Below are 21,914 nucleotides of genomic sequence, written 5' to 3'. Positions count from 1 at the left end.
GTTCGGCGTTGGGGGGAACGCGTTTGGGGGGAACGACCGCTCACAGTCCGTAACGCTAAGAAGCGCGACTCTTTAGCATCTGTCAAGAAAAAAGTTGGATTCGATGGTGGATTCTTTGCCGGGCTTTAACGACGTCCTGGACGCCGCAGGGCGACTTGCCGGTCATGCTCGCGCGACTCCGGTGCTGCGATCGCATGTGCTGGACGAAATGGTCGGGGCGCCCGTGCTGGTCAAAGCCGAGGTGCTCCAGGTGATCGGCGCGTTCAAGTTCCGTGGGGCCTACAACGCGGCTTGTCAGGTGGATCGGGCGCGATTTCCGGGCGGGGTCGTGGCGTGCTCGTCTGGCAACCATGCGCAAGGCGTTGCCGAGGCGGCCCGCCGGCTCGGGCTCGCCGCGGCCATCGTGATGCCCGCCGATGCGCCGGCGATCAAGGTGCGGGGGGTCCGCGAGGCGGGCGCCACGATCGTCTCCTACGACCGCGCGAGCGAGGACCGCGAGGCGATCACGCGAGAGTTGGCGACGTCGCGAAAGGCCGATCTGGTGCACCCGTTCGACGACCGGCGGATCATCTGCGGGCAGGGCACCGTCGGTCTCGAGCTGGCCCGCGAGGCGGCGAGCCAGGGCATGGAACTCGAGCACGTCCTGGTGCCGGCGAGCGGTGGGGGCCTCGTCAGCGGGGTCGCGATCGCGGTGCACGGGCTGATGCCGGGGGCGGAGGTCCACAGCGTCGAGCCGGCGGGCTTCGATCGGCTGGCGCGCTCGCTGAGGTCGGGGCGGCGCGAGGTCAACGAGCGTTTGTCGGGCTCGATCTGCGATGCGCTGATGTCGTCGACATGCGGGGAACTGACCTTCGCGCTTGCTCGTGAGCACCTTTCCGAGGGATTTGCGGTGAGCGAGGACGAGGTGCTCGCGGCGATGCGGTTCGCGTTCGATCGCTTGAAGCTGGTGGTCGAGCCGGGCGGCGCCGTCGGGCTCGCTGCATTGCTCGCCGGTCGGGTGCGGCCGTCGGGGGATGGGCGGGCGATCGGTGTCGTTCTGTCTGGTGGCAATGTCGATCCGGCCATGTTCGCCAGGGCGCTCGCTTGAAGCGGCCGAGGAAAGCGGTCGAGGTGTGCTCGTGATCGCTGGTGCGGCGGGCCAGCATGCGCGCCTCGTCGCGTTGCTCTATGTGGCGTTTTTTTTCGTCGCTGGAATCCACCTCGCCTATTTTCCGGTCTGGCTCGACGGGCGTGGTCTGTCGCCGGCCGAGGTCTCGATCGTTCTCGCCGTGCCGCAGATCGCGCGAATTCTGATCTCGCCCGCGGTCAGCATGGCGGCCGATCACCTCGAGCGACCGAGGCTGGTTCTGACACTTGCAAGTGCCGGTGCGCTGGCCGCCTGCCTCGGGTTGATGCCATCGCTGACGATGCCGTCGGTCCTCGTCCTGGCGGGGCTCGGTCTCTGCTTTTTCCTCTCGACGATGCCGCTCATCGATGCGCTGGCAATCGAAGGGGGCCGTCGGTTCGGGCTCGATTATGGCCGGATGAGGCTTTGGGGTTCGTGGAGCTTCATCGTGGCGACGCTCGCCGGTGGTTCGGCGGTCGAGGCGATGGGGGCCGAGTCGGCGCTCTGGCTGGTCATCGCAGGACTCGTTGCGCTCGTCGCCGTCGGCGGCTCGGCCATCGTCATGTCGACGCGGGCGGGTGGAGAGAACGTGGCCCGGACGAAGCGGCCGGCGGCCGGCGGCCGCTGGTGGCAGGCGCTCGACCTCCTGGCCAGACCGGAGTTTCTGCTGCTCGTTGCAACCAGCTCCGTTATTCAGGCCGCGCACGCTGCCTACTACGCCTTCGGCACGCTGCATTGGACCGGGCTCGGGCACGGCACGACGGTGATCGGGTTGCTCTGGTCGATCGGCGTTCTGTCGGAAATCGTCTTCTTTGCGCTTGCCGGCAGGTTGCTGCCGGGCTGGAGCGCCGCGGGACTGTTGATGGTCGGTGGGCTCGCGGCGATGGTGCGTTGGCCGCTCACGGCGCTCGATCCACCGCTCGCGGTGCTCGCCGTGCTGCAGGTGCTGCACGGGTTGACCTTCGGGGCGGCCCATCTCGGGGTGATCCGGTTGATGGCCGTGATGGTGGCGCCTGGGCGGTCGGCGACGGCGCAGGCGCTGCACGGCACCATGGCGGGCGGGGTCGTCATGGGGGCCGCGATCTGGATCAGCGGCGGGCTCTATGAAAGCCTCGGCTCGGGTGCGTTCGCGATCATGGGGCTCCTCGGCTGTGTCGGAGCAGCGCTGGCGGTGTTGCTGGGGCGCCTGGTCAACGAACGGGCGGAGCAGCGGATCGATTGTCGCGGTGACGATTCCGCGACATAGGGTCTCAGGCCGGCAGGCCCCAGAGGCCGGGCGGCGCGGGGCGGACAAGGGCGCCTTCGTAAACGAGGCCTGGGACCCGGTCGCGGGCGAGAAGCAATGGGCCATCGAGGTCGACCCAATCGGCTTCCTGAGCGAGCAGGAGCGCTGGGGCCATGGCCAGCGATGTTGCCAGCATGCAGCCGACCATCACCTTCATGCCGTGCGCTCGCGCCTCGCTGGCAATGCCGAGGGCGGCGGTGAGTCCGCCGGTCTTGTCGAGCTTGATGTTGATGGCGTCGTAGCGGCCGGCGAGAACGGCGACATCGGCGATGGTGTGGAAGGATTCATCGGCGCAGATCGGCACCTTGTGCTCGATATCGGCAAGTGCCTGATCCTCGCCGGCCGGCAGCGGCTGCTCGATCAACTCGAGGCCCAGGTCGTGGGCGGCGGTGAGGTTGGGCTGAAGATCGCTCGCCCTCCAGGCTTCGTTGGCATCCGCGACGATCCTGGCATTCGGCACGGCACGGCGGACCGCCTGCATCCGTTCGATATCGCCCTCTCCGCCGAGCTTCAGCTTGAGGATCGGATAGCGCTGCGCCTCGCTGGCGCGACGGGCCATGTCTGCGGGTGTGCCGAGGCTGATGGTGTAGACCGAAAGGACCGGTCGCGGCGCCGATGCCAGCCCGAGGATCTCGTGCGCTGGGCGGCCGGCGACATGCGCCTCGTGGTCGATCAGAGCGCAATCGAGCGCGTTGCGAGCGGCTCCAGCAGGCATTCGGTGGAGCAATTCGGCCCGTGTCGTACCGGCCGCGACCACTGGGGCCATGGCATTCAGCGCCGTGACCACGCCTTGGGGGGTCTCGCCATAGCGTGCGTAGGGAACGCATTCGCCGACGCCGACGGCCCCGTCGCCAGTCACGCGTGCGACGACCACGACCGCTTCGCGCTTGGCGCCGCGCGAAATGACGAACTCACCGTCGATCGGCCAGCTCTCGATGGATGTCTCGAGATCGGGCATGGCGGCTCGGGCTCCATATTCGAGCTGATGGTGTAAGAGGTCCGCGGGATCGCGTCAGGCCCTGCCGCCCCGACTAGCCGAGACGGCCACTCGCATGAGCGAGCAGGAGATAGACGCGACCCGGATTGGAGGTCGTCAGCGCCTGAAGTCCCTGCTCGTCCTTGCGGTCGGTGAACTCGCGCATGATCCGGTCGAAGTCCATCAGATAGCGGTCGACCGTGGTACGGAAGGAACCTTCCACGAGATAGCGGCGCTGAACCTGCTCGAAGGCGCGGCGGGCGCGGGGCGTGTAGACCTCGGGACCGGGGCGGCGCCATTGACCGCGTCTGAGGTCGCTCCAGAGTTCGCGCGACGTCTGGTCGTCCAACGCACGGGCGATGGCCTCGATATCGATGCCGCCGGAAGCGGTCGAGACGTCCATGCCGTCGTCATCGCGGGCGGTTCCGTCGGGATCGGAGGCCCGGGCGAGAAGATCGCCGAGCGACCAGCCGCCATCGCCGGACGCTGGCTGCGACTTGCCGGCCAGAAGCGCACTCGAGGATGTGGCGGGCGAGGTGGTGAGCGGCGTCGAGGCCTGGGACTGGGATTGGGTCAGGGTGCGTTGGCCGCCCGATTGGGTGGCAGGTGTGCCGCCCACGGCGGCGGTGGCGAAGGGGGCCGAACCGGCCGGGCGGGCATCGATGGTCGGGGCCGGCTTGGCACCCGATGGGCCGGTCAGGATGTCGCGCTGACCGGACTGGCGGTTGGCGAAGGAGGAGAGTGTGTCGAGGGCGCGGAGCTGCTCCTTGAGGGCATCGCGCATGGCGCCCGCGCTCTCGCGGGCGACGCCCGGTAGCGTCGAGGCTTCCGAAATCAGGCGGCTGCGCGTTTCCTCGATCTCGTTGGTCGCCCGCTCGGTGCGGCGGCGCACCTCGTCGGTCGACTCGGTCACCTTGGAGGTGAGTTCGGCCAAGCGCAACGAGACCTCGTCGGAGACGTTCGAGAAGCGATGGCGCAGTTCGGCGAGGGTTCGGTCGGTCTCGTTCGCCGTGACCGTCTTGAGGCGTTCGATCTCCTCGAGGGTGGAGGCGGTGCGCCCGATCGCATGGCTCTGGTTCTCGAAGCGCCGGGAGAGTTCGTTGATCTGGTTCAGCACGCCGTGAGAGATCTCGCGCAGGCTGCGCGACTGCGTGGCCAGCCCCTCGATGGTGGCGATGGACTGGTGCGTGATTTCCTGGCTGCTGCGGCGAACAGCCTCGATGCCGCGGGCGAGATTGCTGTCGAGGTGCTCGGCCTGCTGCTCGAGTGACGTGCGGATGGTCTGGCCATGCGCCTGCAGCGCGTCGCGCAGCGCCCGTGCCTTCTGGCCGAGGGCTTCGTCGAGCGCGCTGGCGCCCTTGGTGACCGTCATCTCGAGATGCTGGATGCGCTCGGCGAAGGCGCGGTCGAGCAACTTGGTTCGATCGATGATGGCTTGCTCGATCTCCGTGCCGCGTCCGTCGAGCGTATCGAACAGCTGCTGGGCGCGGGCGCTGAGCGAGCCGTCGAACGTCTCCATCTTCTCGCCGAGCGCGGCGTCGAGCGCGCGCGCCTTACTGGTGATGTCCTCGTCGAGTCGGCGCGTGCCTTCCGAGAAGGCGGCAACGAACTGGGCACGCGTCTCGGCGAGCTGACGGCCGAGCGCCTGGACACGATCGGCGAGGGCGTTCTCGACCTGGCCCACATGGTCGCCGAGCTTGGCATCGATGGCGCCGAGGCGGGCGCTCAGCGTGTCGTGGAAGGTGCGCGTGTGCTCGGCCATCGTGCGGTCGACGGCCTCGGTATACTCGCTGAGTACCGTCTCGAGGTGGCGGGTGCGCTCGCCGAGCCCGGTCTCGAGGCTGCCGGTGCGCTCGGCCAGCGCGGTCTCGAGGGCGGCGAGGTTCTTGCCCGCGCCTTCGACGATGCGCGCGAGGCGCACCTGCTCGCCGCCGAGGCGATCGAGGAGATCGGGGATCTCGGCGGTGATGCGCTGGTTGATCGAGTTGAGCGAGGTCAGCAGCGTGTTGCCGCGCTCGGAAACGATGTGGGCCGTGCGCTCGGACGACTCCTGCAGCACGACGTTGAGCTGGTTGCCGGCGCGCTCGATCTCGCTGGAGAGCTGGGCGGTCGAGTTCGCGAGGTTGCGCGCCGCCTGATCGCTGGCCGTCACGATGTCGCGCGAGACGCGCTGGCCGATGCCGTGGAGCAGCTCGCTGACGCGTTCGGAATTGTTGCCGAGTGCCTCGCGCTCGCTCGCCAGTTCCTCGATGAGGCCGCGAATGCGCAACTCGTTCTCGGAATAGTAGCGCTCGAGAGCCGCGACCTCGCTGTGTACGAGCGCTTCGAGTTCGCCGGCACGCCCGAGAGCGCGGGAAATGGCGTCGTTCATTGCGCCGACCTGACGGCGCACCGTCTGGCCGAGCGAGGTGACGGATTGTTCGGCGAGGCGATCTGGCTCGGCGAGCCGGACGGCGACCTCGGTCATGGCCGAGGACATCAGACGCAGCTCCTGGGCGCGCCAGATGAGGACGGCGAGGAACCAGAAGAGCGCCACCGGCAGCAGAACGGCCGTTGCGACGGCGATCGCCTCGGGGCGGGCGGCGATGGCGGCGAGCGAGCCGGCGGCGCGGAACTCGGAAGCCATGAACGACCAGCCGAGGAGGCCTCCGACGACGATCCAAACGGCCGTGGCGACAGCGGCGAAATAGAACGGTTGCGAGGACGGTCGCTGGTTGAGCGCGAAGATGAGGCCGCCTATGGAGGGCGCATCGTCATTGGCGGCGATCTGGTCGCGCGATGGGCCGGCCGACCGACGACGCGCCTCACGACGCGTGATGCGCCGGGGCGACTCTCCCACCTGCGGTGCCGGGACCGCGACCTTGCCGGGCGCGGGCGGGACCGTCTCGTCGGGCTGAATGCTCTTCCCCTGCGCCATGTCCCAGCCCGCTACGCGGACGCTCCCCACTCAGCGGGCGTGCCGCCCCTCGCCATCCGTCACTGCTTAGCCCAATCACCCGAACGTACAAGTCAGGAGCTTCGCCCGATTCGGGGTTGCGCCCAATCTCCACAGTCGCGTGACGGCAACTCGAGGAGGGCACACCCCAAAAGACGCACACTCCATTGCGATGCGAGCCTGAGGCTCACCAGGCCGATTTGCGGAAACTGCCATCGCCCCTCCCCGGGGCACGATGGCGCCGGCCAGCAGAGGCCCTGCGGCCGTGATCACCCGGACTCCCCAACTCTTCCACCTTGGTCGGGCTAGGCGAGGTTTGGGGCAAAATCGCGATCGGGCGGGCGCCTGTGCACGTTTTTCGGGCGTCTGTAGCGAAATTGCCAACCGTTGTCGGTGAGAATGCGTCGCTGACAGGGGCGTCGAACGGAACGCGTGCTCGAAGAGGTAGCGAATGACCACGGCTGGGGTGAACGAGGTGCTTGCGGAGGTCCGTTCCGTGGCCGTGCTCGATTTCGGGCACCTTGCACGCTACACACTCGGAAATCGCAATCTCGAGGACGAGATCCTCGCGCTCTTCCTGACGGAGACCGAGCGCCTCGTCGCGGGCCTGGGGCAAGCCGCCGATGGAACCGCCTGGAAGGCCGCCGCGCACGGCATCAAGGGTTCCGCGCGGGGGGTCGGCGCCTTCGCCATCGGCGAGATTGCCGCACACTGCGAGGCCGCTGGCCGGCCGGGTAATGACGCGCATCGCGCGGCGCTGATCGAATGGCTGCATACGGAGCTGGAGCGCGTTCGCCGGGCGATCGCGGCGCGTTGATCGCCCGCCATTCGGCGGCGGAGGCGAGCGATGGCGCGCCTTTGCGTCATGAGTGCCACCACGCCGATGCAAGGCCTTTCCCCATCTTGCCGATTGCGATGGCGCGCGACGCCAGCTAGGCAGGTGGCGAGCAGCTGGCAACCTGGGAGCCTCAGCGATGGTGCAGATCACCTTCGTTCAACACGATGGCAAAGAGTTCACCGTCGATGCCGCACCGGGCATGACGGTGATGGAGGCGGCCATCAAGAACGATGTGCCGGGCATCGCGGCCGAATGCGGCGGCGCGTGTGCATGCGCGACGTGCCACGTCTATGTCGACGAGGCTTGGCGGGCGGCCACGGGCAAGGCCGAGGAGATGGAAGAGGATATGCTCGACTTCGCCTTCGAGGTGAAGGAGTCGAGCAGGCTGAGCTGTCAGATCAAGGTGACCGAGGCCCTCGACGGTTTGCGCGTGACGGTGCCCGAGAAGCAATTCTGAGGGGCGTGGCGCGCGGCGCGCCGCGATGGTGACCCTTGCGGTGCCAGTGCCGTTGTCAGTGCCGTTGCCGGTGCCGGCGGCCCGTACGTGTGGATCGCGTTGACCGTTGGTCCGCAGTCGTGGGCGCCGATGGGATGACGATCCGGATGCCGGTCGCCATGTGAAACATCACCCCACGGATCGGCGATTTTCGGCGCCCTCGGCGCGGCCGGACGCTATTCGACCTGGGCGCGCGGACGGCGACTGAGAGCGGATCGCGAGGCGGGGGTGACAGGGAGGCGGGCGAATGCCCGCGTGATCGAAGGACGAGGGATATGAGCGAGAGCGGACTGGCGACAGCAAGCAGCCCCCGGACGGCCACGGCAGGCACGCCGATCGAAACCGATGCGGTTATCGTCGGAGCCGGTCCTTGCGGACTGTTCGCGGTCTTCGAACTCGGCCTTGTCGATGTGAAGTGCCACGTGATCGACATCCTGGACCGTCCCGGCGGCCAGTGCACCGAACTCTACCCTGAAAAGCCGATCTACGACATTCCCGGCTATCCGATCATCACCGGCCAGGAACTCACCGACAAGCTGCGCGAGCAGATTGCGCCGTTCGGCGCCACGTTCCACTACAACCGGCGGGTCGACAGGCTCGAGCGACTCGCCGACGGGCGCTTCAAGCTCGTCACCGACATGGACGAAGCGTTCATCGCCAAGGTCGTCGTCATCGCGGCCGGTGGCGGCTCGTTCACGCCCAAGCGCCCGCCGCTTCCCGGCATCGAAGCCTACGAGGGCACCAGCGTCTTCTACTCCGTGCGGCGGATGGACGACTTTCGCGATCAGGATGTGATGGTGGTCGGTGGCGGCGATTCCGCGCTCGACTGGACGCTCAACCTGCAGCCGATCGCGCGTTCGCTCACCCTCGTGCACCGGCGCGACCAGTTCCGGGCGGCGCCGGATTCGGTTCGCCGGATGCTGGAGAAGGTCGAGGCGGGGCAGGTTTCGTTCCTGCTCGGCCAGATGAAGGGGCTGAAGGGTTCCGACGGCCGGCTCGAGGCGGTCACGATCGATGGACCGGAGGGCACTCGCGAGGTTCCGACGACGCGGCTGCTGCCGTTCTTCGGGCTGACGATGAAGCTCGGACCGATCGCGGACTGGGGGATCAACCTCCACGAAAACCTCATTCCCGTCGATACCGCAAAGTTCCAGACCAGCGAGGCCGGCATCTTCGCGATCGGCGACATCAACACCTATCCGGGCAAGCTGAAGCTGATCCTCTCGGGCTTCCACGAAGCTGCACTCATGGCCCAGGAGGCACACAGGATCATCCATCCGGACCAGAAGCTGGTGTTCCAGTACACGACCTCCTCGACGTCGCTCCAGAAGAAGCTCGGCGTGAAGTGAGGACCGCCGGGCCGGCGCCGCGGCGGGCCGGCACCGCGCGTGCTCCGATTGCCTACAATTGATGCGCGCAAGGCGCTTGGCAGCGCGGCGATCGCCATCCTAGGATCACCGGGCGGGTCGGCGCGGTGCCGACCGGGTCCGCCAGCCTGGGAAGAGCCTAGCGACACATGGCAAAACGGGAAGAACCGCGAGACCCCTACGCTGGCGTCTTCAACGAAATGCGCAATGCCACCGGTGGGGTGCGCAGCGTCTACAGACAGCTCGCCGAATGGCTCGAGGCTCAGCCGCTCAGCCTGTTGCACGCCAAACAGGCCGAGGCCGACACAATCTTTCGCCGGCTCGGCATCACGTTCGCCGTCTACGGCGATGAACAGGCGAGCGAGCGGCTCATTCCATTCGACCTCATTCCGCGGCTCATTTCGGCGGCGGAGTGGCGCTTTCTCGAGCGCGGCATCGAGCAGCGTGTGCGGGCGCTCAACGCCTTCCTGCACGATGTCTATCACCGCCAGGAGATCGTGAGGGCCGGGCGGATCCCGGCGGCTCTCGTCAATCGCAACCTGGCGTTCCTGCCGCAGATGTTGAATTTCAGTCCTCCGCGCAACGTCTACTCGCACATCGTCGGCGTCGATCTCGTGCGCACCGGCGTCGAGGAGTTTTTCGTGCTCGAGGACAACCTGCGCACGCCCTCGGGCGTCTCCTACCTGCTCGAGAACAGGGAGACGATGATGTATCTGTTTCCCGATCTCATGGCTGAGCACCGGGTGGCGCCGGTCGATTCCTATCCGGAGAATCTGCGCCGTACGCTGGCGGCGGTCGCGCCTGCTTCGGCCAAGGGCGAGCCGACCATCGTCGTGCTCTCGCCGGGCATCCACAACTCGGCCTATTTCGAGCACGCCTTCCTCGCCGACCAGATGGGTGTCGAGCTGGTATTCGGTTCGGACCTCTTCATCGAGGACGGGTTGCTCAAGATGCGCACGACGCGGGGAGGTGCACGGGTCGACGTGGTCTACCGGCGCATCGACGACGAATATCTCGACCCACTGACCTTCCGCTCCGAATCGCTCCTCGGCGTGCCGGGGCTTTTCGATCTCTACAGGGCGGGTGTCGTCACCATCGTCAATGCCCCCGGCGCGGGCGTCGCGGACGACAAGGCGGTTTATTCCTACGTGCCCGACATCGTCGAATTCTACACGGGGCGAAAGCCGATCCTCAACAACGTGCCGACCTGGCGGTGCGGCGAGAGCGAGCATCTCAAATACGTGCTCGAGCATCTCGCGGAGCTGGTGGTCAAGGAGGTGCACGGTTCGGGGGGGTACGGGATGCTGGTCGGGCCGACCTCGACGAAGGCCGAGATCGAGGCCTTCCGCGAGCGGCTCGTGGCGCGACCCAGCAAGTATATCGCGCAGCCGACGCTCGCGCTCTCGTGCTGTCCATCGATGACGGCCGCCGGCATCGCGCCGCGCCATGTCGACCTTCGACCCTACGTGCTGGTCGGCGAGAAGATCCGCCTGACGAAGGGCGGACTGACGCGGGTCGCGCTCAAGGAAGGCTCGCTGGTCGTCAACTCCTCGCAAGGTGGCGGCACCAAGGACACCTGGGTGCTGGAGGATTGAAAGTGGCGATGGCACGGATGCTGGAGGAATAGGCGCATGCTGGGGCGCACCGCCGCATCACTCTATTGGATGTCGCGCTACATGGAGCGCGCGGAGAACATGACGCGCCTCGTGGAGGTCGGCTACCGCATCATGCTGACAGCGGGCTCGTCGACCGAGGGCGATGAATGGCGCAGCGCGCTCGCCGGGGCCGGCTGCCTCGAGCGCTACCTCGAGCGCTACGACAAATTCAACAAACGCGCGGTCGTCGATTTCCTGCTTTTCGATCCGGACAATCCCTCGTCCGTCGAGAGCTGTCTCAAGGCGGCCCGCAACAACGCGAGGGCGGTGCGCATCGCCGTGACCCGCGAAATGTGGGACGCGCTCAATACGACCTGGGTCGAGTTCGGGGCCGTCGACAGGGCACGCGTGCACGGCGACGGACTGCCGGAATTCCTCACCTGGGTGAGATCACGCGCCCTCCTCTTTCGTGGCGCCCTGCTCGGAACGCTGCTGCGCAATCAGGGATATCATTTCAGCCAGCTCGGGGCATTCGTCGAGAGGGCCGACCAGACGGCGCGCATTCTCGACGTCAAGTATTACGTGCTGCTGCCGCGCGCCGACATGGTGGGCGGAGAGATCGATACGCTGCAGTGGGAGATGATCCTGCGCTCGGTCTCGGCGCACCGCTCCTACCGGCATGTCTTCCACGATGGCTACAAGCCCTGGAACATCGCCGAGTTCATGATCCTGATGCCGCAGATGCCGCGCTCGCTGCGCTTTTCCTACGATTGGATCGACGGCTCGCTCAGTGGGCTCGATCGGATCTATGGCGAGCGCATGGCCTGCCACGATATGAGCGCGGCAACGCTCTCGCGGCTGACATCGACGAGCATGACCGAGGTCTTCCAGGGCGGGCTGCACGAGTTCCTCATGGATTTCACCGCGCGCAACAACGCGCTCGGCGTGCGCATCGCCGAGGACTACCACTTCAATTGAGCCGGGCCCCGTTGCGTGCCCGAGCCGAGCCCGACCGGAGGCCGTCCGCCGACCATGAGATTATCGATCCGCCATGCGACGAGCTACGTCTACGAGCAGCCGGTGGCCTATGGCGTGCAGCGGCTGCGCCTGACGCCGAGCGACACGCCGGGCCAGCGGACAATAGCCTGGCGCATCGAGGCGCCCGGGATCGAGAGTGCGGTGCACTACCTCGATGCATTCCAGAACCATTGTCATCTCGTGTCGTTCACGGGCCCTGCCGATCGCTTCGAGGTGGTCGCGGAAGGGCTCGTCGAGACCGAGGAGCGGCACGGTGTCATCGGGCTGACGGACGATGCGAGCCGGGCGGGCGTGTTCCTGCGCGAGACGCCGTTGACGCGCTCGGACGCGGCGATCCGGACGCTGGCGCTCGAGAACGCCTCCAGTGATGTCCTCGAGCGGCTGCATGCGATCATGGTCCGGCTGCACGAGGCCATGACCTTCGACCAGGAGGCGACGGCGGCCGGCACCGATGCCCGCGAGGCCTTCGCGCTCGGTCGGGGCGTTTGCCAGGATTTCTCGCACGTCTTCATCGCCGCAGCCCGCGAGATCGAAGTGCCGGCCCGCTATGTGACCGGCTATCTCGCGGTTGCGGGGCAGGCGCCCGCCGTCGCGCAGCACGCCTGGGTCGAGGCCTTCGTTGCCGGGCTCGGGTGGGTCGGGTTCGATCCGGCCAACGGGGTCTCGCCGTCGGAGCGCTACGTGCGTGTCGCCTGCGGTTTCGATGCCGAGGGATCGGCGCCGATCACCGGAACACGGCGCGGCGGCGATGGGGAGATGCTCACGGTGGATATTGCCGTCGAGGAGGCCGCGCAGTAAGGGCTTGGCGGCGCCCGGGATGACCGGGGCTAGGGCAGGCTCGGCCATCGCCGGACGGCAAGGGGGGACGCATGACCTACTGCGTCGGTCTCAAACTCGATCGCGGTCTGGTGTTCGCCGCCGACACGCGGACGAATGCGGGCGTCGACAACATCTCGACCTTCCGCAAGCTGCATCTCTGGGAACGAAAGGGCGATCGGGTGCTCGTGTTGCTCACGGCGGGCAATCTCGCGGTGACGCAGTCGGTCATTTCGGCGCTGAACGAGAGCGTTGCGCAGTCGGAACCGGCCGACGCGAGGGCCGAGACGCTGATGTCGGCGCCGACCATGTTCCGTGTCGCCCGGGTGATCGGGGAGGCGCTGCGCGACGTGCGCCGGATCGACGGGCCCGCGCTCGAGGCCGCGAGCGCATTCAATGCCTCGTTCATTCTCGGCGGCCAGATCAAGGGCGAGCGGCCGCGCCTCTTCCAGATCTATACCGAAGGCAACTTCATCGAATCGACCGACGATACGCCCTACATCCAGATTGGCGAGCACAAGTACGGCAAGCCGATCCTCGATCGCGTCGCGCGGCGGGACATGCGGATGGGGGAGGCGGCGAAACTGCTGCTGCTCTCGTTCGATTCGACGCTGCGCTCGAATCTCTCCGTCGGCATGCCGATCGATCTCCTCATCTATCGCACGGATGCGCTGGAGGTCGGCGAGGAACGGCGCATCGATGCGAGCGATCCCTATTTTCGCAAGCTCTCCGGGGCTTGGTCGGACGCCCTGAGGGAGGCCTTCCAGAAGGCCGACGAGTACGCGACTGACACGGACGCGAGTTGGCCGGTGAGGCCGGCGCAGCCGAGGTAGGATGCCGGTCCTCGCGACCTGTGCGCCGGATCACACGTGCATCTCCATGGTGTAACCGGGCGCGTAGACGAGGCGCACGAAGGTGATCGGGCGCCGCGCGTACCAGGTTGTGCGCTCGACGACGAAAAGGGCGGCGCCGGGGTCTGTTTCGAGAAGTCCCGCCACGGTCTCGTCCGCGTTCACCGCCATCAGGAGGAAATCACCGGTGGTCAGGGGCACGTTGCGGACAAGCCATTCGTTGGCACTGATGGTGGCGAGGTCGACGGAGGAGAACTCCGGAACGGCGATCGGATTGAGCCAGCGGTCCTCATAGGCGAAGGGGCGGTTGCCGGCGAGATGCAGGGTGCGCAGGTGGAGCAGTCGGTTGCCGGCGGTTAGCCCGAGGCGTGAGGCGACCGCGGCGGGTGCTGGCGCGCTGGTGCGCTCGACGACGCGATGGCCATGGCGCGCACCACGCCGTTCCACCTCGAGGCGGATGATGGGCACCTCGAGGGTCGGCTTGCGCACGGGAAGGGCGCTGACGCGGGTGCCGGCCCGGCGCTTGCGGTCGAGGATGCCGGCCTCCGCCAGTTCACGCAGCGCACGGTTGACCGTGGCGCGGGCGCAACCGAATTCCTCGGCGAGTTCGACCTCGCCCGGAATGAGTTCTCCGGCCGGCCAGATGCGTTCGGCGATGCGGCGCATCACTTCGGCCTGGATGGTCTGCCAGGAGTTGACCGGGGTGGGTGGGGGGGACCGCACGGTGATGCCTTCCCGCATCAGATGGCGGACGTGAGTGTGGCGACGGCGGCGCGGTAGCGCGCGATGATGGCATCGCGGGCGATATGGCGGCCGGCGACCACGACATGGCGACCGGCCGACCAGACATCGGCGACCATGCGATCGTCGCCGGCGAAGATGTAACTGTCGAGGAGGGTATCGCCACGCTTGCCCTCGAGGTCGACGGCTTTGGCATCGAGGGCGAGAAGGTCGGCGTAGTTGCCGGGCGCGAGCACGCCGCTGTCGCGGGCAGCGGCCCGGGCGCCGCCCCGGCAGACTCCTTCATAGAGGACGCGGCCGGTCGAAGCTTCGGGCGTTGCCAGCATGGCCCGGCCCTTGTCGCGCAGACGCTGGGAGTATTCGAGGGTGCGCAATTCCTCGGCCAGCGCGATGCGGATGTTGGAATCGGAGCCGACGCCGAAGGTGCCGCCAGCGGCGAGAAAATTCACGCCGTCGAAAATACCGTCACCGAGGCTCGATTCGGTGATCGGGCAGAGGCCGGCGACAGCGCCGGAGCGGGCGAGCGCACGGGTCTCGAACGGCTTCATCTGCGTGGCGTGGATGAAGCACCAGCGCGTGCCGATATCATGATTGGCAAAGAGCCACTCGGCCGGGCGGGCGCCCCAGGAGGCGACGATCTCCTCGACCTCGGCGACCTGCTCGGCGACGTGCATGTGCAATGGTGCCGACGGCTGGAGGCCGACGGCGATGGCGAGGCTCTCGCGGCTGACGGCGCGGAGCGAGTGGGGGGCGACGCCGATGCGGGCATCGGCCGGCAAGCGGGCGAGCGCCTTGCCGGCTCCTTCGAGGAGCCTTGCAAAGCGCTCCGCGTCGTTGCCGAAGCGGACTTGACCCGGTCCGAGCGGACGTCCGTCGCAGCCACCGTGTTCATAGAGGACGGGGAGCAAGGTGAGGCCGATGCCGGTCTGGTCCGCCGCCGCGACGATCCGGCCCGAGAGTTCGGCGAGGTCGTCGTAAGGGCGGCCGCCGGGTTGGTGGTGGAGGTAGTGGAACTCGACGCTCGCGGCATAGCCGGCCTCGAGCATCTCCATCTGAACGAAGGCCGTGATCGCCTCGATCTGATCCGGTGTCAGCTGGTCGAGGAAGCGGAACATCAGGCGGCGCCAGGTCCAGAAGGTGTCGCGCGGGTCCGGACCGCGGCGCTCGGTCAGCCCGGCCATGGCGCGCTGGAAGGCGTGGCTGTGCAGGTTCGTCGGGGCGGGAAGGAGGATGCCGACGCGCGTGGTCTTGCCCCGCCTGGCGCGTGACGGGCTCGAAGGCGTGACCTTCTCGATACGGCCATCATCGCCGATTTCCACCCGCACGTCCGGGCGCCAGCCCTCTGGCGTCAACGCCTGCTCCGCCCAGATCGTCGTCATCGCGATCCCCGCTTGACATGTTAATATGTGCAGACATAATAAACCCGCGCTCCCTCACGATCAACCCCCCGCCGGGCCTTTTCGGCCGCAGCACGTGGAGACAAGCGGTGTCGCCGAAACTTCTGACGAATGCGACGCTCGCCACGATGCGGGCCGGCGCGGGGTCCTACGGGCTCATCACGCATGGCGCCATCGCGATCGACAATGAGCGGATCGCGTGGGTCGGGCCGCAGGTCGAGTGCCCGGACCGCTTCTCGAGCTTTGCGCGGGAGGATCAGGGCGGCCGGCTGGTCACGCCCGGGCTGATCGATTGCCACACACACCTGGTGTTCGGGGGCAACCGCGCCCGGGAATTCGAGATGCGGCTCGAAGGGGCGAGCTATGAGGAGATCGCGCGGGCGGGCGGCGGCATCGTCTCGACGGTGGCTGCGACACGCGGAGCGAGCGAGGCGGGGCTGCTTGCGGCGACGCTGGCGCGGGCGGATGCGCTCATCGCGGAAGGTGTGACCACGCTGGAGATCAAATCGGGTTACGGGCTCGACGTCGAAACGGAACTTCGCATGCTGCGCGTCGCTCGTCAGGTCGCGCGGGAGCGTGCGGTCGAAGTGCGCACGAGTTTTCTCGGCGCCCATGCGGTACCGCCCGAGCACAAGGGCGAGGCGGACCGCTACATCGACGACGTCTGCATACCGGCTTTGAGGGCGGCGCATGCGGCCGGTCTCGCCGATGCGGTCGACGGGTTCTGCGAAGGCATCGCTTTTTCTCCCGCCCAGATCGAGCGGGTGTTCGCCGTCGCGCGCGAGTTGCGGTTGCCCGTCAAATTGCATGCCGGGCAGCTCTCCAACCTCGGCGGTGCGGCGCTCGCGGCTCGTTACGGGGCTCTTTCGGTCGACCACCTCGAGCATCTCGACGAGGAGGGTGCAGCGGCGATGGCAGCGGCCGGAACGGTCGCGGTCATTCTCCCCGGCGCCTTCTACACGCTGCGCGAGACGCAGTTGCCGCCGATCGGGCTCCTTCGCCGGGCGGGTGTCGCGATGGCGGTGGCGAGCGACTGCAATCCCGGCTCCTCGCCCATGACCTCGCTATTGCTGGCGATGAACATGGCCTGCACGCTCTTTCGCATGACCCCGGAGGAGGCGCTCGCTGGTGTGACGCGTGAGGCGGCGCGCGCACTCGGCCTTTCGGATCGAGGCGTCATCGGGAAGGGCCGGAGGGCGGACCTCGCGATCTGGAACGTCGAGCATCCGGCGGAACTCGCCTACCGGATCGGGTTCAATCCGTTGCATGCGCGCATTTTCGAGGGGGCGTGAATGAGTGTCGTCGAGCTGGTTCCAGGGTCGGCACGTCTCGGGCAACTCGAGGAAATTTATCGCAGCGATCGCCCCGTGCGGCTCGCGAGGACTTGGCGTCCGGCGGTCGAGGCATCGGCACGCCTCGTCGCCGAGGCGGCGCTGGGCGGGGCGCCGGTCTATGGCGTCAACACCGGGTTCGGCAAGCTGGCCAGCGTCAAGATCGCGGCGAAGGATACGGCGCAGCTGCAGCGCAATCTCATTCTTTCACACTCGGCCGGTGTCGGTGAGGCGATGGAGCCCGCGCTCGTCCGATTGATGATGGTACTCAAATTGCTCTCCCTCGGACGTGGTGCGTCGGGGGTGCGCTGGGAGCTCATAGAACTCATCGAGGGAATGATCGAGCGCGACGTCATTCCGGTTGTGCCGGTTCAGGGCTCGGTCGGTGCCTCGGGTGATCTCGCGCCGCTTGCGCACATGACCGCCGTGATGATCGGGGAGGGTGAAGCGCACTTTGCCGGATTGCGGCTGCCGGGCGGTGCGGCACTGAAGGCGGCCGGGCTGCAAGCGACCGCGCTCGGCGCCAAGGAGGGACTGGCGCTCATCAATGGCACGCAGTTCTCGACGGCATGCGCGCTTTCGGGATTGTTTTCGGCCTGGCGTTCGGCGAGCGCATCGCTCGTGACGGCGGCGCTTTCCACCGACGCGATCATGGGATCGACGGCGCCGCTCGAGACGGAGATCCACGAACTTCGCGGCCATCGCGGTCAGATCGAGGCGGCCGCGAGCATGCGCCGGCTGATGGCAGGCTCGCAGATCCGCGAGAGCCACCGCGATGACGACAGCCGGGTGCAGGATCCCTATTGCATCCGCTGCCAGCCGCAGGTTGCCGGGGCCTGCATCGACCTCCTTCGCTCGGTCGCCGGCACACTGCGGACCGAGGCCAACGCGGTCACGGACAATCCGCTCGTTCTCGCCGGCTCCGGTTCGATCGTCTCAGGAGGGAATTTCCATGCCGAACCGGTTGCCTTCGCGGCCGACCAGACGGCGCTCGCCATCGCCGAGATCGGCTCGATCGCGCAACGGCGCATCGCTCTCATGGTCGACCCGACCCTCAGCTACGATTTGCCGCCGTTCCTCACACCAGACCCGGGATTGAATTCCGGGTTCATGATCGCGGAAGTGACGTCGGCGGCGCTGATGAGCGAGAACAAGCACTTGGCGACGCCCTGCTCGACCGATTCGACGCCGACCTCCGCCAACCAGGAGGATCATGTGTCCATGGCCGCGCACGGCGCGCGCCGGCTGGGACAGATGAACGCCAACCTCGAACACATTCTTGGGATCGAGGCCATGTGCGCCGCCCAGGGGGTGGAGTTCCGTGCACCGCTCGAAACCAGTCCGGCACTGCAAAGGGCTCTCGCGGCCCTGCGCGTCGAGGTCGCGACGCTCGGGCAGGATCGCATCGTGTCGGGCGATATCGCGGCGGCCGCGGCACTGGTGCGCTCCGGGGCGCTCGAGCTTGCGACGGGTTCCGCTCCCCTTCTGGTCATGGAGGACAACTGATGGAAGCGGTCACGGTCGTGCCTGGCGATGGGCCCGTCGTGCTCGGGATGCCTCACGTCGGCACCCATGTCCCGCCCGAGGTGGCCGATGCGCTCAACGCGCAAGGGCTGGGGCTCGCGGACACCGACTGGCACATCGACCGCCTCTACGACGGGCTCCTCGAAGGGGCGACGGTCGTCAAGGCGAATTTTCATCGCTACGTCATCGATGCCAATCGCGACCCAACCGGCGTTTCTCTCTATCCGGGCCAGAACACGACGGGGCTCTGTCCGCTGACGGATTTCGATGGCAACGCGATCTATCTCGAGGGCCGCGAGCCCGGTCCCAATGAGATCGAACGGCGCCGACTCGCCTGGCACGTGCCCTATCATGCGGCGCTGGCTGGTGAACTGGCGCGGGTCAAGGCCCGCCACGGGGTCGCCCTTCTCTACGACTGCCACTCGATCCGGTCGCGTATTCCCTTCCTCTTCGAGGGGGTGTTGCCGGACTTCAACGTCGGAACCAACGGGGGCACGACGTGCGATGCGGCCGTCGAGGAGGCCGTGGTCGGGACGTGCCGTGAGACGGAGGGATACTCCAGTGTCCTCAACGGCCGGTTCAAAGGGGGCTGGACGACGCGGCACTACGGTCGTCCGCTCGAAGGCTTCCACGCCATCCAGATGGAGCTGGCGCAGTCGGCCTACATGCTCGAGAAGGCGCCCTGGAGCTGGGACGATGGCAAGGCGACGCGCTTGCGCGAGGCGCTGGCGGGTGTGCTCGCCCGGCTCCAGGCGGTCGCGGAGCAATTGGCGGGGGCGCGCGGATGACGGATGCTGCGCGGCATGGGGACGGGCCGGGCCCGGGCGGCGCCACAGCGCCGCTCGCCGGCATTCGCGTGCTCGATCTGACGCGCGTGATGGCGGGGCCGTTTGCGACCGCGCTGCTCGGCGATCTCGGTGCGGACATCATCAAGCTCGAGCCGCCGGGTGGGGATGATTACCGCCACATCGGCCCGTTCGTTACGGGTGAAAGCGCTCTGTTCCTGCTGATGAACCGGGGTAAGCGCAGCGTCGTTCTCGATCTCAAGCACGCCGAGGCGCGGGCACTCGCACGGCAACTCGCGCTCTCGTGCGACGTCGTGGTCGAGAATTTCCGTCCCGGCGTCGCGGCGCGCCTCGGGCTCGGACCGACGGAGCTGCGGGAAGAGAAGCCCTCCCTCGTCTATGCCAGCATATCGGGTTTCGGGCAGGATGGGCCGTTTGCCGATCGGCCGGCCTACGATCTCATCGTGCAGGCGCTTTCAGGGCTCATGGCCGCGACTGGAGAGGAGGGTGGTGCGCCGCTCAAGGTCGGCGAATCATTCGGTGATCTGGCGGCCGGGCTCTTTGCCTCCTGGGCGATCCTGGCGGCGCTGCTGCGCCGTGAGCGGACGGGGGAGGGGGCCCATATCGACGTCGCGATGTTCGATTCCCTGTTTTCACTCCTGCCGACTTCGCATGCGGTGCACCAGTTCACCGGGCGGGTCCCGGAACGCGTCGGGAACCGCCACCCGCTCTCGACCCCATTCGGCGCTTATCGCGCAAGGAACGGTCATGTCGTTATCGCGGTGTTGAACGAGGCCCAGTTCGGGCGGTTCGCCGCGCTGCTGGGACACGCGGGCCTCGGGAACGATCCGCGCTTTGCGAGTGACGAAGCAAGAACCCGCAACGAAGCGGTCCTCAGACCGTTGATCGAGGCATGGACCGAAACGCTCGAGGTCGAAGAACTGGTCGCGGCACTGAGCAGGGAGGGGATCGCAGCAGCCCCCATTCTCGACATCGCGGAGGCCAGCGCTGGCGCGCACGCCGGTGCACGGGGGCTCGTGGAGCGGTTGCCGCATGCAAGCCTCGGGACTGTTGCCAACGTCGGCCAGCCGGTGCGCTTCGATGGAGTGAAATTTGGTGCGGATCGAGGGGCTCCGCTCGAAGGTGCCGACACGCTCGAGGTGCTGCGCTCGCTCGTGGGAGTGTCGGAGGAAACCTGTGCACGCCTTGTCGCGGAGGGCGCGATCCGCCCTGGTTGCGATCAGGGAGAGCGAAAGAGATGAACGGGCTCGAGCATCTCATAGACGGGGACGAAGCGCTCCTGCTGGAGACGGTCGGGCGGTATGTCTCGGAGGCGATTGCGCCGCTCGCCGATGAGACGGACCGGTCCGCGATCTGGGTCGACCGGCAACTGTCGGGACTCGGTGAAATCGGGGTGCTCGGGGCGAACCTGCCGGAGGAATATGGTGGACCGGGGATCTCTCCAACCGCGCTCTACGGGGTGGTGGAGGCGATCGCGGCGGGTTGTGGTTCGACGGTCTCGGCGCTGACGGCGCACTTTCTGGCGACGGATGCGATCCTGATCGCTGGCGGTGATGCGTTGCGACGCGAATTCCTTCCACGGGCTGGCGCGGGCACTCTGCTCGGTGCGTTCGCACTGACCGAACCAGGTGCCGGGTCGGATCCCGCCGACATGCGAACACGCGCGGAGCCGGTTTCGGACGGCTGGCGGCTGCGAGGTCGCAAGTGCTTCATTTCCAATGCCGGATACGCGGATTTCACGATCGTCTTCGCCGTGAGTGATCCGGGCGCGGGCCATCGCGGTATCAGCACATTTCTCGTCGAGCGCGGCACGGCGGGTTTCGTTCCCGGCCGTCCAGAGGAGACGATGGGGCTCAGGGGCGGACACGTCTTCGAGATCGACATCGACTGCGTGGTGCCCGCCGAACGGATGCTCGGGTCAGAGGGGAGCGGATTTCGCACGGCGATGAAGGTGCTGGACAACGGGCGGATCGAGGTCGCTGCGATGTGTACGGGAACCGCACGGCGCGCGCTCGATCTCTCCATCGACTGGTCGCGCGAGAGGCGGATCGGCGGAGAACCACTCGCGCGCCGCCAGGGGATCGGCTGGATGCTCGCCGACATGGCGCTGGATCTCCAGCGGGCGAGACTTCTGGGGCTCGATGCGGCGCGTCAGCGCGGGCTCGGCGGTCGATTCTCGCTCGCGGCCGCGATGGCCAAGCTCGCGGCATCGGAGATGGTGGGACGGGTAACGGACGGTGCACTCCAGATCCACGGCGGTTACGGCTACATGCGCGCGACAGGCATCGAACGGCTCGTGCGGGACGTCAGGATCATGCGGATTTACGAGGGATCATCGGAAATTCAGCGTAACATCATCGCGGGCCACCTTCTCTCCTGAGCGCGGGGACCCGGTGAGACTATCAAGGAGGAGGAATGGGATGAGCAACCCGCGTCACAACATGCGCGACGTCTATCCCCCGACGGGGAGCACGATCTCGGCTCGATCATGGGCAACCGAGGCGCCAATGCGGATGCTGATGAACAATTTGCATCCTGATGTGGCCGAAAACCCGCACGAGTTGGTCGTCTATGGCGGCATCGGACGGGCGGCGCGGACCTGGGCGGATTTCGATCTCATCGTCGCAACGCTGAAAACCCTTGGCGACGATGAAACCCTGCTCGTCCAGTCCGGCAAGCCGGTCGGGGTGTTCCGCACCCACGTCGATGCACCCCGCGTGCTCATTGCGAATTCGAACCTTGTGCCACATTGGGCGACCTGGGACCATTTCAACGAACTCGACCGCAAGGGCCTCGCCATGTATGGGCAGATG

Annotated in this window: 19 protein-coding genes; 15 read left to right on the top strand and 4 right to left on the bottom strand. The window is 67.2% G+C overall.

All coding sequences use genetic code 11. From position 1 onward, the window contains the following. The first annotated feature begins 103 nt into the window (after positions 1 to 103). Both GC150_17560 and GC150_17555 read left to right on the top strand, forming a co-directional pair. Complete coding sequence (locus GC150_17560; GenBank protein MBI1386713.1) at positions 104 to 1,087, top strand: pyridoxal-phosphate dependent enzyme; 984 nt, start codon at positions 104 to 106, stop codon at positions 1,085 to 1,087. Then, a complete protein-coding gene (locus tag GC150_17555; GenBank protein ID MBI1386712.1) occupies positions 1,014 to 2,351 on the top strand; it encodes a hypothetical protein in 1,338 nt (445 codons plus the stop codon). Before GC150_17560 ends, GC150_17555 begins: the two co-directional genes overlap by 74 nt. Positions 2,352 to 2,355: 4 nt before the next feature. Here the strand turns inward: GC150_17555 and GC150_17550 are convergent, their stop codons facing one another. Both GC150_17550 and GC150_17545 read right to left on the bottom strand, forming a co-directional pair. After that, positions 2,356 to 3,348 (bottom strand): dipeptide epimerase, encoded by a 993-nt coding sequence (locus tag GC150_17550; protein ID MBI1386711.1) that lies wholly within the window; start codon positions 3,346 to 3,348, stop codon positions 2,356 to 2,358. 73 nt (positions 3,349 to 3,421) lie between these two features. Then, positions 3,422 to 6,283: a hypothetical protein gene (locus GC150_17545; GenBank protein MBI1386710.1), complete on the bottom strand. Its 2,862-nt coding sequence runs from the start codon at positions 6,281 to 6,283 to the stop codon at positions 3,422 to 3,424. 469 nt (positions 6,284 to 6,752) lie between these two features. On the opposite strand from GC150_17545, the gene GC150_17540 reads away from it, so the two are divergent. The 7 genes from GC150_17540 (at position 6,753) to GC150_17510 (ending at position 13,284) form a co-directional block, all read left to right on the top strand. Next, positions 6,753 to 7,118 (top strand): Hpt domain-containing protein, encoded by a 366-nt coding sequence (locus tag GC150_17540; protein MBI1386709.1) that lies wholly within the window; start codon positions 6,753 to 6,755, stop codon positions 7,116 to 7,118. Between the two features lie 157 nt (positions 7,119 to 7,275). After that, positions 7,276 to 7,596, top strand: coding sequence for a 2Fe-2S iron-sulfur cluster binding domain-containing protein (locus GC150_17535; protein ID MBI1386708.1), 321 nt, complete (start codon positions 7,276 to 7,278; stop codon positions 7,594 to 7,596). Between the two features lie 314 nt (positions 7,597 to 7,910). Continuing rightward, positions 7,911 to 8,984, top strand: coding sequence for a SidA/IucD/PvdA family monooxygenase (locus tag GC150_17530; protein MBI1386707.1), 1,074 nt, complete (start codon positions 7,911 to 7,913; stop codon positions 8,982 to 8,984). A 218-nt stretch (positions 8,985 to 9,202) separates the two neighbouring features. Next, positions 9,203 to 10,597 (top strand): circularly permuted type 2 ATP-grasp protein, encoded by a 1,395-nt coding sequence (locus GC150_17525; protein MBI1386706.1) that lies wholly within the window; start codon positions 9,203 to 9,205, stop codon positions 10,595 to 10,597. Between the two features lie 36 nt (positions 10,598 to 10,633). Then, positions 10,634 to 11,575: a hypothetical protein gene (locus tag GC150_17520; GenBank protein MBI1386705.1), complete on the top strand. Its 942-nt coding sequence runs from the start codon at positions 10,634 to 10,636 to the stop codon at positions 11,573 to 11,575. 54 nt (positions 11,576 to 11,629) lie between these two features. After that, positions 11,630 to 12,433 carry a transglutaminase family protein gene (locus GC150_17515; GenBank protein ID MBI1386704.1) on the top strand — a complete coding sequence of 268 codons (804 nt, stop codon included), beginning with the start codon at positions 11,630 to 11,632 and terminating at the stop codon, positions 12,431 to 12,433. 71 nt (positions 12,434 to 12,504) lie between these two features. Then, positions 12,505 to 13,284: a peptidase gene (locus GC150_17510; GenBank protein MBI1386703.1), complete on the top strand. Its 780-nt coding sequence runs from the start codon at positions 12,505 to 12,507 to the stop codon at positions 13,282 to 13,284. 30 nt (positions 13,285 to 13,314) lie between these two features. Here GC150_17510 and GC150_17505 read toward each other — a convergent pair whose 3' ends face one another. Then, entirely contained in the window at positions 13,315 to 14,043 is a 729-nt protein-coding gene (locus tag GC150_17505) for a UTRA domain-containing protein (GenBank protein ID MBI1386702.1), read from the bottom strand. Next, positions 14,043 to 15,422, bottom strand: a complete 1,380-nt coding sequence (locus GC150_17500; GenBank protein MBI1386701.1) for a formimidoylglutamate deiminase — start codon at positions 15,420 to 15,422, stop codon at positions 14,043 to 14,045. The genes GC150_17505 and GC150_17500 overlap by 1 nt, the downstream gene beginning before the upstream one ends. A 17-nt stretch (positions 15,423 to 15,439) precedes the next feature. On the opposite strand from GC150_17500, the gene GC150_17495 reads away from it, so the two are divergent. The 6 genes from GC150_17495 to GC150_17470 form a co-directional block, all read left to right on the top strand. Beyond that, complete coding sequence (locus tag GC150_17495; protein ID MBI1386700.1) at positions 15,440 to 16,732, top strand: imidazolonepropionase; 1,293 nt, start codon at positions 15,440 to 15,442, stop codon at positions 16,730 to 16,732. Further along, positions 16,733 to 18,277 (top strand): histidine ammonia-lyase, encoded by a 1,545-nt coding sequence (hutH, locus tag GC150_17490; protein ID MBI1386699.1) that lies wholly within the window; start codon positions 16,733 to 16,735, stop codon positions 18,275 to 18,277. Further along, positions 18,277 to 19,083: an N-formylglutamate deformylase gene (hutG, locus tag GC150_17485; GenBank protein MBI1386698.1), complete on the top strand. Its 807-nt coding sequence runs from the start codon at positions 18,277 to 18,279 to the stop codon at positions 19,081 to 19,083. Before hutH ends, hutG begins: the two co-directional genes overlap by 1 nt. Next, the gene (locus GC150_17480; protein ID MBI1386697.1) at positions 19,080 to 20,342 is read left to right on the top strand and encodes a CoA transferase; all 1,263 of its coding nucleotides are present in this window, start codon (positions 19,080 to 19,082) and stop codon (positions 20,340 to 20,342) included. Before hutG ends, GC150_17480 begins: the two co-directional genes overlap by 4 nt. Further along, complete coding sequence (locus tag GC150_17475) at positions 20,339 to 21,481, top strand: acyl-CoA dehydrogenase (GenBank protein ID MBI1386696.1); 1,143 nt, start codon at positions 20,339 to 20,341, stop codon at positions 21,479 to 21,481. The genes GC150_17480 and GC150_17475 overlap by 4 nt, the downstream gene beginning before the upstream one ends. Positions 21,482 to 21,521: 40 nt before the next feature. After that, on the top strand, positions 21,522 to 21,914 hold a 393-nt coding region (locus tag GC150_17470; GenBank protein ID MBI1386695.1), incomplete at its 3' end, for a urocanate hydratase.

This window comes from Hyphomicrobiales bacterium (assembly GCA_016125495.1).
GTDB lineage: Bacteria > Pseudomonadota > Alphaproteobacteria > Rhizobiales > RI-29 > RI-29.
Note: the sequence above shows the minus strand (reverse complement) of the source record. Positions and strands in the feature narration are given on the sequence as shown.